General features: G+C 59.3%; 18 protein-coding genes. All 18 read right to left on the bottom strand.

Features of this window, described 5'->3' with window-relative positions; genetic code table 11:
* Positions 1-753 (bottom strand): phage minor tail protein L, encoded by a 753-nt coding sequence (locus JH25_RS01510; protein ID WP_032880706.1) that lies wholly within the window; start codon positions 751-753, stop codon positions 1-3.
* Positions 754-762: 9 nt separating this feature from the next.
* Positions 763-1,101, bottom strand: a complete 339-nt coding sequence (locus JH25_RS01515; RefSeq protein ID WP_032880705.1) for a phage tail protein — start codon at positions 1,099-1,101, stop codon at positions 763-765.
* Positions 1,101-4,142 carry a phage tail tape measure protein gene (locus JH25_RS01520; protein ID WP_032880704.1) on the bottom strand — a complete coding sequence of 1,014 codons (3,042 nt, stop codon included), beginning with the start codon at positions 4,140-4,142 and terminating at the stop codon, positions 1,101-1,103. Before JH25_RS01520 ends, JH25_RS01515 begins: the two co-directional genes overlap by 1 nt.
* Positions 4,143-4,169: 27 nt before the next feature.
* The gene (locus JH25_RS01525; protein ID WP_032880703.1) at positions 4,170-4,472 is read right to left on the bottom strand and encodes a DUF1799 domain-containing protein; all 303 of its coding nucleotides are present in this window, start codon (positions 4,470-4,472) and stop codon (positions 4,170-4,172) included.
* 17 nt (positions 4,473-4,489) lie between these two features.
* Positions 4,490-4,870 (bottom strand): phage tail assembly chaperone, encoded by a 381-nt coding sequence (locus JH25_RS01530; RefSeq protein WP_032880702.1) that lies wholly within the window; start codon positions 4,868-4,870, stop codon positions 4,490-4,492.
* 3 nt (positions 4,871-4,873) lie between these two features.
* Positions 4,874-5,530 (bottom strand): phage tail protein, encoded by a 657-nt coding sequence (locus JH25_RS01535; RefSeq protein ID WP_032880701.1) that lies wholly within the window; start codon positions 5,528-5,530, stop codon positions 4,874-4,876.
* Between the two features lie 72 nt (positions 5,531-5,602).
* Positions 5,603-6,019 carry a phage tail terminator-like protein gene (locus tag JH25_RS01540; RefSeq protein WP_032880700.1) on the bottom strand — a complete coding sequence of 139 codons (417 nt, stop codon included), beginning with the start codon at positions 6,017-6,019 and terminating at the stop codon, positions 5,603-5,605.
* The gene (locus JH25_RS01545) at positions 6,016-6,612 is read right to left on the bottom strand and encodes a hypothetical protein (RefSeq protein WP_032880699.1); all 597 of its coding nucleotides are present in this window, start codon (positions 6,610-6,612) and stop codon (positions 6,016-6,018) included. Before JH25_RS01545 ends, JH25_RS01540 begins: the two co-directional genes overlap by 4 nt.
* Positions 6,609-6,977, bottom strand: a complete 369-nt coding sequence (locus JH25_RS01550) for a hypothetical protein (protein WP_032880698.1) — start codon at positions 6,975-6,977, stop codon at positions 6,609-6,611. Before JH25_RS01550 ends, JH25_RS01545 begins: the two co-directional genes overlap by 4 nt.
* Before the next feature lie 27 nt (positions 6,978-7,004).
* On the bottom strand, positions 7,005-7,187 hold the full coding sequence (locus JH25_RS01555; RefSeq protein WP_032880697.1) for a hypothetical protein: 183 nt from the start codon (positions 7,185-7,187) through the stop codon (positions 7,005-7,007).
* A 34-nt stretch (positions 7,188-7,221) separates the two neighbouring features.
* The gene (locus JH25_RS01560) at positions 7,222-7,725 is read right to left on the bottom strand and encodes a DnaT-like ssDNA-binding protein (RefSeq protein WP_032880696.1); all 504 of its coding nucleotides are present in this window, start codon (positions 7,723-7,725) and stop codon (positions 7,222-7,224) included.
* 58 nt (positions 7,726-7,783) lie between these two features.
* Entirely contained in the window at positions 7,784-8,368 is a 585-nt protein-coding gene (locus tag JH25_RS01565) for a hypothetical protein (RefSeq protein WP_032880695.1), read from the bottom strand.
* 47 nt (positions 8,369-8,415) lie between these two features.
* Positions 8,416-9,381, bottom strand: a complete 966-nt coding sequence (locus JH25_RS01570; protein WP_032880694.1) for a major capsid protein — start codon at positions 9,379-9,381, stop codon at positions 8,416-8,418.
* A gap of 12 nt (positions 9,382-9,393) precedes the next feature.
* Positions 9,394-10,122: a hypothetical protein gene (locus tag JH25_RS01575; RefSeq protein WP_032880693.1), complete on the bottom strand. Its 729-nt coding sequence runs from the start codon at positions 10,120-10,122 to the stop codon at positions 9,394-9,396.
* A gap of 83 nt (positions 10,123-10,205) precedes the next feature.
* Positions 10,206-11,291 carry a minor capsid protein gene (locus tag JH25_RS01580; protein ID WP_032880692.1) on the bottom strand — a complete coding sequence of 362 codons (1,086 nt, stop codon included), beginning with the start codon at positions 11,289-11,291 and terminating at the stop codon, positions 10,206-10,208.
* The gene (locus JH25_RS01585; protein ID WP_032880691.1) at positions 11,266-12,684 is read right to left on the bottom strand and encodes a DUF4055 domain-containing protein; all 1,419 of its coding nucleotides are present in this window, start codon (positions 12,682-12,684) and stop codon (positions 11,266-11,268) included. The genes JH25_RS01580 and JH25_RS01585 overlap by 26 nt, the downstream gene beginning before the upstream one ends.
* Entirely contained in the window at positions 12,681-14,003 is a 1,323-nt protein-coding gene (locus tag JH25_RS01590) for a phage terminase large subunit family protein (protein ID WP_032880690.1), read from the bottom strand. The genes JH25_RS01585 and JH25_RS01590 overlap by 4 nt, the downstream gene beginning before the upstream one ends.
* Positions 13,978-14,454 (bottom strand): DUF2280 domain-containing protein, encoded by a 477-nt coding sequence (locus JH25_RS01595; protein ID WP_032880689.1) that lies wholly within the window; start codon positions 14,452-14,454, stop codon positions 13,978-13,980. The genes JH25_RS01590 and JH25_RS01595 overlap by 26 nt, the downstream gene beginning before the upstream one ends.
* Positions 14,455-14,482 lie beyond the last annotated feature (28 nt).

Here is a 14,482-nt window from a genome sequence, read left to right as displayed (position 1 = left end):
TCAGCTCCGGGCAATCAGGGAAACGGCGGGGAAGCCACCGAAAGAGAGTTCGTTGTTCTCGCCAAAGCGCAACTTGCAGGACGACAGGCAGCCCTTGCACTGGTCAAGTGCTGGGTCATCTGTCGGATTGTCTTCGTCATCGAACATGGCCGCGCCGGTGTATCCGCAATCCGGCCCTCGATAGCCATTCGTCATGGCCCAGTGGCAGAAGGTCGTCATCTGCCGGCCGGGCAAGCCGTGGTTGTCGATCTCACCCGGGGAAGACAGCTCCCAGACCACCGCCTCACCGTCCTCGCTGGTTTTCTGGTCGATGTACCAGATCTCCAGCGCCTCCTGGGCTGGGTCGGCCGTTGGGTTGCCTTCTGGAAAGTTCACCGCGTCCAGGTACTTGGCCAAGGTCTCGCGGACCGTCAGTTTGAATTTCAGCATGTCCTCGAAAGCCAGGCACAACGCGGTGACGCGACCGTTGATGTTGCCGGCGGCGAACGTTGGCCGAGAGGCAGTACCGTCACTGTTGGAGCCGATACCTTCGATCTGCACCGGCCAGGCCGCGTATTCTGCGCCCTGCCACCAAATCGACTTGGCCGGCAGATCGTCTTCCGAGCCTTCATACGCCAGCAGTTCCTCGGGCGTGTGAGGGATGGCGTGACCGTGAAAGCGCAGGTAATCCGCACCATATTCGGTCCCATCAATTTCGAACAGGCGAATCTCGCCGCCAGGCTCCAGCTTCTGGATGTCCGTGATCAGTGCCATGGGTAGGTCTCAGGGATGAAAGGTTTGTTCGAAGGTGGCGGTGATGGCGTAGACCTGGCCGCCGCGGTGCACTGGCTTGTAGCCGTTGCACTTGTAGAGTCCAAGCACGCCAAGGGGTGGCGTCCAGAGAAACGCCTTTGCCCCTTTGTGTTTGTCGAGGAACTTCCTGATCTCCAGGATTCGCACTGCCATACCGGTAAACGTCACCGGCCAGGATTCCGACTGATTGTTCAGGCCATCTTCGACCGATTGCTCATAACCATCGCCAAACTTCTTGGAGCGGACGCGCTGGGCAATATCGCCCTCCGCGCCCTTCTCCGTCGCCCAGGTGAATCGTTCGATAGCCATCAGCGCCCCTTAATTGCTTTGTTGATGACGCCGCCCTGGCCCATGTCCTTGTTGCGCATCTGCTGATACTTCTGCTCAACGAACGCGGCCAGTTCTTTGCCAAAGAGGTCATAGCCAGGTGTATCCGCACTCGATGAGGCGTTCCCGTCGCCATCGATGTGCACCTCGACATTGATCTGCGTACTGCCGGCCCCGCCGCCACCCATTGCTATTACGCCGAGCTTGCCGCTCGACGTTCGGGTTAGAGGCATAATCGCCTCTTCACCAGCCTCACCCATGACCCCGGTTTTGCCGTTGGCCATACCGAAAGCCGTGGGCTTGCTGACGATGGAGTTGGTGAAGACGCCGCCGTCCGCGAACATCTGCACACCACCCGACCAGGCCCCGCCATTGGCCTGGGTAACGCCAGACCAGCCCGCCAATACATCAGGGCTGTACCCTGCCGCTGTCGAGCCTGCTGACGTGGTAGCCCCGCCGCCAAAGTACGAGCCAGCGGCAGATATACCGAGCCCTACAAGTGAGCCGAGAAGCCCGGAGGCTGCTTGCCGGGTAGCAATGCGCGCCATGTCCGCGAGAACCGACTTCGTGAAGTCAGCGAACGAGAACTTACCAGTCGTGGCGAAGTTGACTACTGCATCTTCCATGGAGCTGAACGCATTGCCGAATAGAGTCTTGGTCTGCCCTGCTACGTTCTGCGCCGAATCCAGGTAGTTGGCCCAGGCCGATGTCGCGCCCTTCGTCCAGTCGCCTTGGGCTGCCTCCACATCCGCGTAGTTCTGCCGGATTTGGTCGGTAGCCTTCTTATTCGCATCTGCGAGAGCTTGCGACTTGCGGGCGAACTCTTCGTCCGACATGTTCCGAGAAGGATCGGAGCGTTGGTTTTCCAGGTCCAGCGACTGCTGAGCAAACCGGTCTTGCTGGCTGTTCAACTGCCCGCTCAACGCGTTCTCGCGGTCACCCTGGCCTACACCCAATACGGCACGCTGCCCAGCGAACTCCAGGGCGCGCTGTTGCTGACCCAGTGCTTGCACGTAGGAGCTGATAGCCCGCTCTTGCTTTGCCAGACGCCCGGTCTCATTGGTCGCCAGCACTTCAAGCTGGCTGTCAGCGTCTTTCTGCGCCTTGACCATCCCTGCGCGCGCGTCAGCGATCTTCTGGTCAAGCTGGATACTTTGCGCGGCCGATGTCGTCTTCTTGGCCTTGGTAGCTTCCAGGGCCGAGATCTCGGCCTCGTAGGCTGCCGTCACCTGGTCACGCTCGTTGCCTATCAGTGCCTGGCGACGGAGCAGGAAGTCAGCTTCGGAGACAAGCCCAGCCTTCTGCGCGGCCTCCAGTTCCTTCTGGTAGTTTTTGTAGGTGTCGGTAATCGCTGCCAGGTCGTTCTTGGCATTATTGAAACTGGTCAGGTCGACCTGAGTGCCCGCGGCTTTTGGATCCTTGAACTTGTCGTTGATGTTGGCGATGTTTTTTTCGACCGTCGCTTGGGCCAGCCGAGGATCATTCGGCGATACCTTGCGGATATCGTCGAGTTGTTTTTTGTAGTCCTTCAGTGCGTCGGCCCGCTTTTGCTCATTTGTCCAAGTGGATTTGGTGAGCGCGTCAACCTTTTGCATCGAGGTGACAGCAGCCTGCTGGGCTTTTGCCTGATCACCTTCAAGCTTCGCGATTTCAGCCTGCGCCGCCTTTTGGTCCTCGAGCATGTTGAGGCGGTTTTGATAGAGATCGATCATCTCCTGCTTGTTCTGGAACAAGCCAACGTCGCCTGATTGTGCGCTCGCTAAATCTCGGCGGGCCTGCTCAATATCGGCGCCAATATCAGGTCGCCCGATGTTCTTGAGGCTATCGGCAGCGCGTGCAACTGCGTTGTATCCTTTCTCCCAAAAGCTCAGGTTCTCCAGAATCTTCGGAGTACGCTCATTAATCGCGTCGGCATAGGACTCGGTCGCAAGCTTTACGGCGCCGGCATGGTTTCCCTGTTGCTCCAGTGCTGCAATCTGGGAGTAAACCGAAGCAGTCAGGTAGTGATACTGCTCGTTGAGTGCGGCGGATGCTTTTACTGGGTCATCGGCCAGCTTGGAGAACTCGGAAACCGTCTCGCTTACTGCCTTGCCGGTAGCTTCCTGCATCGACACAGCGGCCTGGGTAATGCCCGCGAAGCTATCACCAGCGATCTTGCCGTTGTCCGCCAGCATAGCGAGGACCGCAGCGGCCTGGCCGGTGGTACCGACTGTCGCACTAACCTGGCGCGCCATGTCGCCCAGCTGCCCTGCGCTCACGCCTGCGTAGTTGCCCGTGAGGATGAGTGACTTGTTGTAACTGTCCTGCTCTTCGCTACCCTTGTGATAGGCGTAGGCTAGGCCTCCCACTGCGGCAGTGGCCAGGGCCAGTGGCGCCAGGATGGCAAGCAGTCCGGCTGCGCCGGCTCCAGCGCCAGCCCCCAGTTGAGCCACGGCGCGAACGCCGCTCCCCCAGTCACCTGACGACAGCGCGTTACCCAACTGTACGACGTTTTCCTGGGCCTGGCGGGTACCTAGGCGCAGCTTGTCGAAGCCGGTGGCGGTCTTTTCGAGCTTCCCGTAATCCTTGTCAATCTTGGACAGAGCGCTGTTGTACTGGTCCTGGCTGATTCGCCCCTCGTCGAGGTGCTTGCCCAACTGCTCGACTTGGCTGTCCAGCTTTGCCAGCGCCGCGCGGGCCGGATCAATAGCACCCAGCAGGCTGTTCAGCGCCTTATGTTCATCCATGGCCGACTTTGCCAGGGCGATCTGCTGCTTGTCGAGCTGAGCCGAGATCTTCGCCGCCTCAGCCTCGCCATAGGCGCCGGTCTTGGTCAGCTTAGCGAGAGCGTCACGCTGCTTTGCCAGGTCCTGGGTGGTTTTGGCGCTGGTGGACAGCGACTTTTCCAGCGCCTGCATTTCGTTCATCAGCGAAACGGCGGACTGCTCGGCCCGGCCGCCTGCCTTCGCCATCTCATCCAGGCTCGTTTTCGCCTGGATTGCATCGGCCGAGTCGATCTTGACGCCGAGTTCTGCAATGTTCATCGACTCACCTTGAATAAGTGCCCGTGGTTACGGGCTGTTTTCCCTTTCCTCCGCCATGACGCGCAGGGCTTCGCCTTCCAGGACTTGAAGGTCAGGGAAGATTTCAGCGAGCTTCTTTTTCTTGATGCCGAGGAACCCGGCCACGTCGCGGATGCATCTGTAGTCGAGACCGATCGCGCCGCCGGCGCCTGCTCGCCACTGGGTGGACATGCGGTTGAAAAGAAGGAAGGCCGGCCAGTTACAGGGCCAGACCTCCACCTCCTCAACCAGATCTCCCGGGGCAAGGCCGAACATGCCGATAATCGCGTCGGGCACGCTCGGCGAGTACATCGCACGGGCGGCGTCAGTCAGTTTCCCAGGCGGGCCTGGTTGTATGCGCCTTCATGGGCTTTAACGACCGCCTCGGCAGCGCCCTGGCAGGACTTCACGAAGGCAACGATGTTGTCGTCGTTGTATTCGTCGTCGAAGCCCCAGCCTACTACCAGATCCTTGATCTGCTGGGTTTGCTGCTCGGTGTCCACGGCCACAATTTCTGACCATGACGGCTTATCGCCCAATGCGGCCTGCGCCTTCTTCCGCTTCTCGTTCCATTCATCGAACAGAGCAGCAAGCTCGGCGCGATCCCGGTACTTAAAAGTGAACTCAACCTTCTCAGGCGCGCTGCCGACGATTGGAATCAGCACTGGCGCAGCGAAAGTGGCGTTCTGCGCGATACGGATCTTAGCCATGGGTTACACCACCGCAGTCAGGTAGCGAGTCGGCTCGGCCTGCAGTGCCAGGTTGACGGTACGGGTCAACAGGTTGTTACGGGACACCGCCGGCTGTTTGGAGAACGACGTGTAGGCGCCGTACAGCAGCGTGTCATTGCCCGGCAGGTTCAAACGTGCGGCCTCGACCTGTTTGCCCGCATCGGCCTTCATCAACACCTTGTTGAAGTCTTGAATCGGATCGTCGGCGAGGGTCAGTACCATGCTGGCAGCCGACTTATCGGTGGGAATCTGCTTGCCCTGGTCGTCTTCGAGGAAAACCACGTCGAGGTAGTTCTGATCGCCACCGGAGAACGCCACATCGGAGATTTGCGGGATCTGAACCCAGGTCAGCACCTTGCGCATGGTCCCGGCGCCACCACCGACAGGGAAGGCCTGGGTGTCGGTAGTGTCGATGCTTTCCAGGGTGATTGCAGTAGCAGTCGCCGCTTTCACGCGCACGACCTTGCTATCCAGCTTGCTCCAGCCGGAAGTGAGCAGGACGATGTCGCCCGCAGCCAGGGTGCCGCCGACAACGGTGGCCACGGCCTCAGCGGCGTTGGTGATAGTGGCAAATGCCAGCGCAGCGGCATAGGTCGCGGCGTGCTGGAAGGTGCCGCCGTTTGGGATTTTGTAGCCCATGGGTATTTCCTCTTTGCAGATATGAAAAAACCCGCTCAATGGCGGGTTCGTAGGTTTGCCCAATGGGCGGGATCAGTTCGTGTCGGCTCGGTACATGAACGAGACCGGGACGGTATAATTTGAATCGCCCGTGATGCCGGGCCCTTGGTCAACCGGCGACATGGTGACCACCGTGACGGTGCCCCTGGTGTCTCGGGCATACAGCGGGAACAGGATGCTCAACTCCGCTGCAATAGGGTTCGTCTTGGTCTTGCCGTCACCCGCCGACGAGATGATGCTCACCTGGAACACGCCTGTATAAAGTCGGTGGTCCCCGCCGAGAGTGTTGCTCGCGGTGTCGCCTGGGATAGTGAACGCCCGCAGGTAGGTCTCGCCCGCCACCGGCGTGTAGGCCGCGTTCTCGAAAACGATCTTGAGCTTCTCCGGCCTGACAGCGTTCCAGGCGATGAGCCTGTCTTCGTAGATCGAAGCGATGATTGCATGACTCATACCTGGTTGTTCCTGATGGCCTCCAGCACGATCTGCTGGAAACGAGCCACGGTTACCCGGACCATGCCGCCAGGGGCCTGGGTGGAATGGCCAAACTCCAGCGGAATAGCGTAAGGCAAGTTGTTGATGATGTAGGCCATCTGGCCGGCGGTGAAGTCGCTCATTGAAGCTACCAGGGCGGCAACAGTCGAATTACCTTCCGGGTCCACCTCGTCGAATGTGATGTTTTCGACCACGCCGAGCGAGATGTGCCAGTTCGCCCGGAAGCGGCCGCCGACGTAGCCTTCTGACGCCTTGATGTCCATTCCATCATTGAGTTTGCGGCCCTTCTTCAGTCTGCCGCCCTTCGTGAGGTTGGCCGGATCGCTACGCAACGCGCTGTTGTGCTCGTCGACGGTCTTGTTGTACCGGGTCGCTACGGCGTTCTGTGCCCATATCTCTGGGTTGCCCACAGGAGACATGCGGATCAGGCTGCTGCCGACCTCGATGATGATCTCACGTACGCTCGCGTCGATGGCTTCGCTGGCCTGGGTGGCGAACTCGGCCAAGCTCAAGGCGAAGCTGCCGGACTGTCCGGCTCCGGCCCGGCTCAGGACCTTACCTGCAGTTCATAAAGGATCGGAGTGCCAGCAGGGTTGACCTCTTTCAGCGGAGGGACGATGGCCCAAGTGCGGCCCTGAGCGACCACCTTGTCGAGCAAGCCCGGCACCCAGGACAAGCCCTGCGCGGCGATCTTGAGCTTCTTGTCGCCCTGCCTGATGAGGCTGTTGTTTTGGAATTCTTGGCCGGTGAAGTCGAGCAAGATGCCCTGGGCGATTTGCTCGTGGGTTGCACCTGGTACTTCACCGCCCAGCTCAGGGTCCCACTCGCCTACTTCAGTTTTGCGAATGGTCACGGGCTGGCCGAACTCTGTGGTCATCTCCAGAGCCATCACGGCCATTTCGTCGTAAAAGGCCATGGTGGCTCCTCGAAAAACTATCAGCGCTTATCTTTTTCTGCGCTGCTCAAGCATTAGGTCTGCGAGGCCAGCCGCTCGATTTGCAAGAGCCATAGGGCTGTTGTTCAAATCATCAAGCGGTGAGCCGGTTGTTTTGGGTGGATTAGAAGCCAGCGCAATTACTGCGGCAGCGTAGTACTCGTCCCATGCCGCTTTATCGTCCTGTTGCATAAACACCTCCTAGGTTGGAGGCTGAACGCTAACATTACGCACGAACTGCGAACAGCCCGCGCTTTTGTAGGTAGTCGGCGAACTGCGTAGCGCTCGGTCGATCAGGCGCCGCCGGCAACAGTCGGCTGCTGGTGTTGGAAATCGTCGCGTATTCGCGGGTTACCGCACCTTCGACACGCTCCAGCGTCACAGCGCCTTTGCGCTTGTCGATTGGGTCGATATCGTCCTGATGGATCTCAGCGGCCAGGGCCATCTGTCCATACTGAATCCGCGCAGGCAGGTAGTTGTTCGGCTTGATCTCGCGATCCAGCAGCACTTCCCGGCGCGGCCAGGACAACGCCTGCTCGCTGCTCATCTTGCGCCCTTTCCAGGTCATGCCATCCATCGCCAAGGCGGACCGGCGCAGCAATGCTTCCTGCTCCGGGACGCCTGCGGGGATGACCGTGCCGAATTTCACGGCATACCGGGCAAGGTCTTCAGCGCTTGCGTAGCTTTCGGCGTCAGGCTTGCCGGTGCCGTCCTCAATGATGAGTGTCATGCGTCAACTCGCTGGAATTGTTTGAGATTGGCTACCGCGCCACCGGTAGCCAGCATTATCAGGTCTTGGCCAGCTCAGCTACGAGCTTTTCCAGGGATTCTTTCGAAGCGTTGGCCCGATACTGGACCCTGGCTTCATCAAGCGTTGCTTTCAGCGCGGCGATTTCACCGGCCTCATCAGCCTGCGACGTGATCGAGACCTTCTTCAGCGTCTCTATCTCTTCGCGCAGTGCATCGACAGTCAGGACCAGGTCGTCACGCTCTGTGGTCAGCTCTCCAGCCGAAGCGTGGATGGTGCCCAGCACGTCAAACAAGCGCAACGCCAGGTCGCCGGACTCTGGACGATGGATTTCGCCAGCTTCCAGCCCGTCAACAAGGATCTGGATCGATCCATGCTCAGCACGCAAAGCTGTGATGATTTTTTCCAGCTCGACCTGATTGGCGGCGCCAACAAGCTGCACCTGCTTGGCCTCCTTCACCGACACGTCGATACCGGCGGCTTCATATGCGCCAACAACACTAGGCCAATGGCCAATCACAAGCACACTGGTTACGCCGGCTTCAGGTTTATCGAAGTGTTCCGGATTGCGATAACGCTTCTCCGGGTCGAAGCCGCTCAGCTGGTTGCTGTAAGTCAGTTCCATGTGTTTCTCCAAGGCGGCCATTGCTGACCGCGCGTTGAGTTTGAGGCTTAGCCGCCAGAGACAGGAGGCATCGCAGTGAGCTTGATCATTACGCCGGCGGTAACCTTATTGCTGCCCGCGTGCTTGACCCAGTTGGCAGCAGAACCGACCGCAGCCAGGGTTGGGTTGGAACCGCCAGTAGTGGCTTTCCAGCTGTAACCCAGCACATCGATGTTCACGGTGCCTTCAGCGCGGTAGCCGATGCTAAGGTTTTCTTCGTCGTTCACTTCGTAGGAACGGAAGCCCGGGGCCTGAGACTCGGTGATGGTTACCGCGTTTGGCAGCAATCCAAAAATCACGTCCGCCGGCGCGGTGTCCGTCACCAATACTGGCTTGCCCAAGGTGCCCGGCAGGCCGCCATAGATCACAACACCCGCTTCTTCGTAGATCTTGTTGGTGATGGCTTCGTCGACGATGTCGAAGTAGGCGGACGAGTGCATGACCCACAGCGCAATCCGGCCGAACTTGTCACCAAACTTGCGCATGCCACGGGTCAGCGTCTTCTTGCCATCGGTTTCGATGTTGGCCGAGACCACCATGTCAGCGTTGGAGCCGATGGCGGCACGCAGGCCAGCAGTTGCATACTGGATGAAGCCTTCCAGGGTAGCGTCTGCTACGTCGGCACCGACGATCTGGGAGAACTCCTCGACCGGACGGCCGCGGCGTTTGAACGCCTCTTCGGTGGTCTGGTACGGGCCGTACTTCCAGGGAGCCTTGACGCCGACGGCTTCGCCGGCGGTGATCTTCTTGGCAGTTACCTTGCCGTCAGAGTTGACGTCGCGGTGCTCCAGAGAGCCGTTCAGCTTGTAGAGAGCGCGCTTGCGGAAGTCGCCTTCGATCAGTTCATTGTCCAGCACCATCGCGCCGTTGGACGATGCGTTGAACACATCCAGGTTGTCCTGGACACGCTCGAGGTATGCGGTTTGCGCCTCATCGTTGTAGATGATCAAGTCGCTGTTAACGGTTGTAGCCATGGGTAAATCCCCTTACTTGGGCAATGCGAGATATGCGGTTTGGCCGTGCTTGCGCTGAAAGTCGCGCTTCTGCTCGGAGGTCATTTCGGAGCGCTTGAATGCAGCCTTGCCGCCACCCCCGCCCGGGGCAAATGTCCCTGAAGCCCTTGGCCACAGATGAGGTGCGCTTTCGCGCAGAGATTCCGCCCATTCGAGCGGAGTCAAAGGGGTCTTGCCGTCTTTACCGAGGATGACCTGGCCGGATTCATCAACGGCGACTGCATCGCCATCTTCGTTAAGGGTGAACACGCCTTTGGCGCGCAAGATGATGTCGTCTGTTGCTTCGGGGAGAGCGCCGGCTTTTAGTGCTGCACCGCGTACCGAGTCGCCCAAGACTTTGCCCTGGAACTTGGCAGCGAAGGATTCAGCCTTCTCGGCGCGCTCGCTGATGGTCTTCAACTGCTTGTCGTAGTCGCCACGAAGACGCTCAGTGCGGCGGTTGAAGACTTCGTCCACCTTGCCCTCGGTCAGAAGCTTGGTTTCTTCGTCCTGGCCCGCACGGCTGAGCAGGCCCTTGACGGCGTCGATGTCGATGCCTTCAAACTGGGTTTCGAACTGAGTCAGCTTGCCGGAGGTTTCCTTCAGCTTGCCCAGCAGTTCCGAGTTCTTGGTTTTCAAACCGGAAACGGATGCTTCAACGGCAGTCGCGATAGCGGCCTTGATTGCCGGGTTTTCCAGGTCGATTTCGTTTTCGTCTGCCACGTTGATGCACCCCTTGGGTATGTTTTGCCCGCCTGACGGACATAAAAAAACCGGCTCAAGGCCGGCTGAATGAATGTGTTCGGTTAAATTCCGGCGCGTTCGAACGCCAGAGGCTCCAAGCCCTTCATCTGTTTCAGTGTTAGCGGCGAGAAGTTGCGGTCCAGTTGCAGTTCGGCGAAGCGCTCGACCGTCAACCCTCCATTCCGGAAGAGCTTGGCCCTGACTGGGCCGATAGCAGCGTCCTGGAACGAAGCCGGCTGCTGCTGGAGCCAGTGGTAATAATCGAGGTCGGCACTTACCTGCTGGCCGCCATTGGCGCCTACTGAGGCACGGGTAGCGCCCTTGGCGAACATGGCACTGAGCTTGGTCAGCAGGATGAAGCTGGTTCGGCAATTCGGATGGAACGGCGGACGAGGCCCGGATCTGACCGGAAATCGTCGCCCGTCCAGCGAGCGGCACTGATCGCCAGTTTTGCTATCTAGCGTAGCGATAATTTGAATCTCTTCGACGATATCCGTATTGGTCTTGGCCACCTCCATCCGCGCCTGGGACGACACATGCTGAATCGCGGTGTGCACGACCGTGCTGGCATTGCGGTTGGTGATGGCGAGGATGCCGTCTTTGTACCCAGCCGCTTTGGTACCACGGATGTTGCGGATGACTTGGAAGTTCGTCTGCCCTTCGGAGAAGCCCTGCCGGATCGTGCCGGTGACGCGCTCTCGCTCGGCGCCGGTCCAACCCTTGATGAAGGCTTTCAACAGCTTCCCACCACCGGTGCCGCGCACACTGAGCGGGTTCGTCAGCACTGCGGTACGGATTGCAGCGGCCGTCGGAGCCACGACGTCGAGCGACACGCCAACCGGCGCCGACCTTGCAAGGCTGGTCGCTTCAAACTCGGCCTCGTAGTTGGCGATGTCCACCAAGTCGAGGTTCAGTTGCGCGCTGTACCTGTCGAAAATGCCCAGCAGCAGGCTATCCACTTCCTTCAGCAGTGCTTCAAGACGTTTGACGTTGTACTCGGTCAGGTCCGACTGGGTGAGCCGGTCACGGATCGAGCGGTCAATCTCCTTGAGAAAGGGAGCGAACTTGCCCACCTCCCCAGCCTTGAGCTTTTCGAGAAAGACAGCGTGCCGGATGGTTGCGTCAAGTATTGCTTGGTTCGCCGCCATCTACTATGTCCTCGTCGTCCAGGCCCAGACCATCGCCCTGCTCTTCCAGTTCGCCGTCGATCTGCTCGTCAGTTCGCTCTGGCGCGATCAGCCCCAGCTTGCGCAGATACGCCCGAAGATCAGCTTTCGCGAAGCCGCCGTTCTGCCACAAGCCAACCAAGGCCGTAATCATCTGCGGATCAGCAGTGAGCTCGACGAACTCTTGATTGACCTGGTAGGCGACCTTCTTGTCGGCAATACCCATGTACATGCAGCACCACATAATGGCTCGCGTGTAGGCCTCGCTGACATTGGCAACACAGCCGGCCAGGACTGATGTGGAGGCCGATTGATCACCGCGTGACTCGGTAGCGGTCTTGGCAGCCAATGAGGCCACCACCATCCGCGCACCCAGTTCGATCATCATCTGGTTCTTGTCAGCCATGGCCTCCTTGACAAGCGTATTCGGTGCAGGCTGGGCGTAGCCGAAAGCGCCTCCGACCGGCAACATCATCGGGGCTCTGGAACCGACATAAATGCCGTTTTTCTCCATCCAGTCACGCCATGACTCATCCAGCCCGCTGATCCACGGCTGGGCCTGACCGCACCAGAAGACGCTGTCTTCGTAGTCGGCGCTGTTCCGGTAATGGCCCAGGTTGATCATGGCTATGTCATACAGAGGCGACTCATCGATGCTTGGGTCGTTGTTCTGTGCACCGACGAAGGTGAACGGAATCTCTTTGAGGCGCCCCGTAACGCCTTCCGGCTTGAATTCTTCGATGACAGTGAGCGGCCCACCACCTTTCGGCCCGGACCGGCGCCAGACGCGGCAAACAAAGCCGTCATCCTCCAGCGCCAATTCCCGGTACTGTTCAGCCGTCTTGTAGCCGAATCCGTCACGAATCTCCGGAGATTCGTGCAGCACCACCAGCGTCAACACGCTGTGACCGTTCACCATGCCCGTGCGCCAGTTGATGATGTCTTCAGCGCAGTAGGAAAGGATCACCGAGTGACCTCCGATACCGTCATCCTGGTGATAGTCGACGTATAGGCCGTGTCGGCCAGCCTCCAGTACCTTTTCAAGCGTGCCCTGGGAGTGCTGGTAAATGCTCACCCCAGATCCGTTGGCATTGTCCTGCAGGTATTCAAGTTTCTTGGGGACCGTCAGCGTCGGGTCTTTGTGGAAGGCCAGGCCCAGCAACCCGTTACGGGTGTGCCCGGTGGCGTTCTTGAACACTGCCCGCTCTCGATAAGCCCGGTTCCTGTCTTCGTTCTCCGGCGACTTGTCGTGTGCGTTGATGTACGGCAGCCGATCGACAACACGATGCTGGCCCGCGCAAACGTCGCGAACGGTCGCCCAGCGATCCAGCACTGCCGTGTATTCCGCCCGCTTGAAGGAGACGTCATTGCTCATCGGGCGTATCCCATTTTGATAGAAGTGACGATCGCTTTGATCGGATAGCGCTTGGCGATGAAGTAGCCGGCGGCGTCGTTCATATGGTCGTGACCCTTTTTCGGATCTTTGTCCGGCTCGCCCTTGTCGGTGTAGGTCTGTCGCTCCAGGCACAAAGTGAGCTGAGGGCACTGGTCGATGTTGACCTTCAGTCGTCGCTCGCCGTAGGCATTCAGGAACATAGCGTTCACCGAGTTCACGCGGTCTTTCACGCCTGGGTTGGTGGAGTCGACGATCACCGTGAATTTTGCTTTCTTCAACAGCGACAAGTCGGACTCGCTCGCGTTTTTGCTGCTGGTGTTCTGCCCGCTGGCGTCGGGATAGACCGCCACCGAGTGCCCAGGGAACCGCGTCTGGATCTTCTCGATCATCTCAGGTGTGTCCCGCACACCGTGAAACTCATCAAGGGCCATCGGCAGATCGTTACGCACGACGTAGACCACAGCGGCCATCTTCATGACGTTGAAGTCCATACCGATATGCAACGCTTCACCTGGTTTGATTCGTTCGCTGGTTCGGCACTCATCGCGATTGAACGTGTAGTAGACGACGCCCGCGTAGTTCTCGAAGCCGGCCTCGTACTCTTGCCGGAAGGTGCGCGGATCCATTTTCCGGCGAGCCGCTTCAAGCTCTTCAGGTGGAACGTTGCCTCCCTGCAATGACGTGTACTGCCAACTCTTGTGATCAGGCTCGCCACCTGGCTTGCCGTCCAGGTACGTGTCGTAGCAGTGGTTGAAGCCTTTCGGTGTACCAATACGCAGCGCATGTCCGCCCTTCCGCACTCCGACATCCGGAATCGTGTACTGGCAGGTAGAGAGCATCGGCCTCAGGACTTCTTCCCACGCGGCCCACGGGCAGTCCGCCCACTCATCCACCAGGACGAAGAACAGGCCGGAGCCCCGCAAGTTGTCGTAGTTGTCGAGCCCCACCACGCGCATTACGTGGCCGGACTTGAGGGTGATCGAACATTCCGTCTCATTCGGACGGTGTGCACGCCATGCCTCGGGAATAGCTTGCTTCAGGCGCCGCCAGAACACGCGCTTGGCCTGTTTAAACGTCGGCGCGCCATACCAGATCTCGTCCTCAACGCTCACGCCCCACTCGGCAGCTAGGCGGGCAGCACGGCGCATTTCGGCCTTACCCAGGAACGTCTTGCCGAACCGTCGGCCACACACCGCATCGCGGAAACGAGCCTCAGGCTGGAAGCCCCAGCAGTAAATGTTCGCCTGCTTCGGCGTCAGCTTGACCGGAGGATCAAAGGTGCGGGGAAGTCGGGACATTCTCATCAGGCTCCAGCGTGTATTCAGCAACGGCGTGCTGCTGGTCCGCGTGGGAGCCAAGTGGTTTCTCAGGTTGAAGGCGACGATTCACGTAGACGTCGCCCACCTCTTTGGCGGCCTGCTCCAGTAGCTGGGCAGTTAGCGCCATGTTCTTCATGTTCTCGGCCTTCTCAGCCATGCGCCCAAGCGCACGCAGTCGATAGGCGCGGTTGGCGATAGGGATCTCGGCGGTTTGTTCGCGAAACCGAGCCCGGGTATCTTCGAATAGGGTTCGCCACTTGAGGTGAAGATTCCGCCCGACGTACTTGGTTGGGTCGTACGCCTCACACTGCTGGCGGGTAACGTCGAGGCCATATTCCGCTTTGACAGCCGTCACCACCTGGGATGGCGTGTCAAAGCAGGCTAGGGCCTGTACTACAAAGGCTTTCACCTCGTCTCTGAGTGCGGCCATAGATGGGCATCCGTCAAAGTACTGTCAA

This window comes from Pseudomonas sp. BRG-100, assembly GCF_000737955.1.
Classification (GTDB): Bacteria; Pseudomonadota; Gammaproteobacteria; order Pseudomonadales; family Pseudomonadaceae; genus Aquipseudomonas; species Aquipseudomonas synxantha_A.
This window is presented reverse-complemented; position numbering and strand designations above follow the sequence as displayed.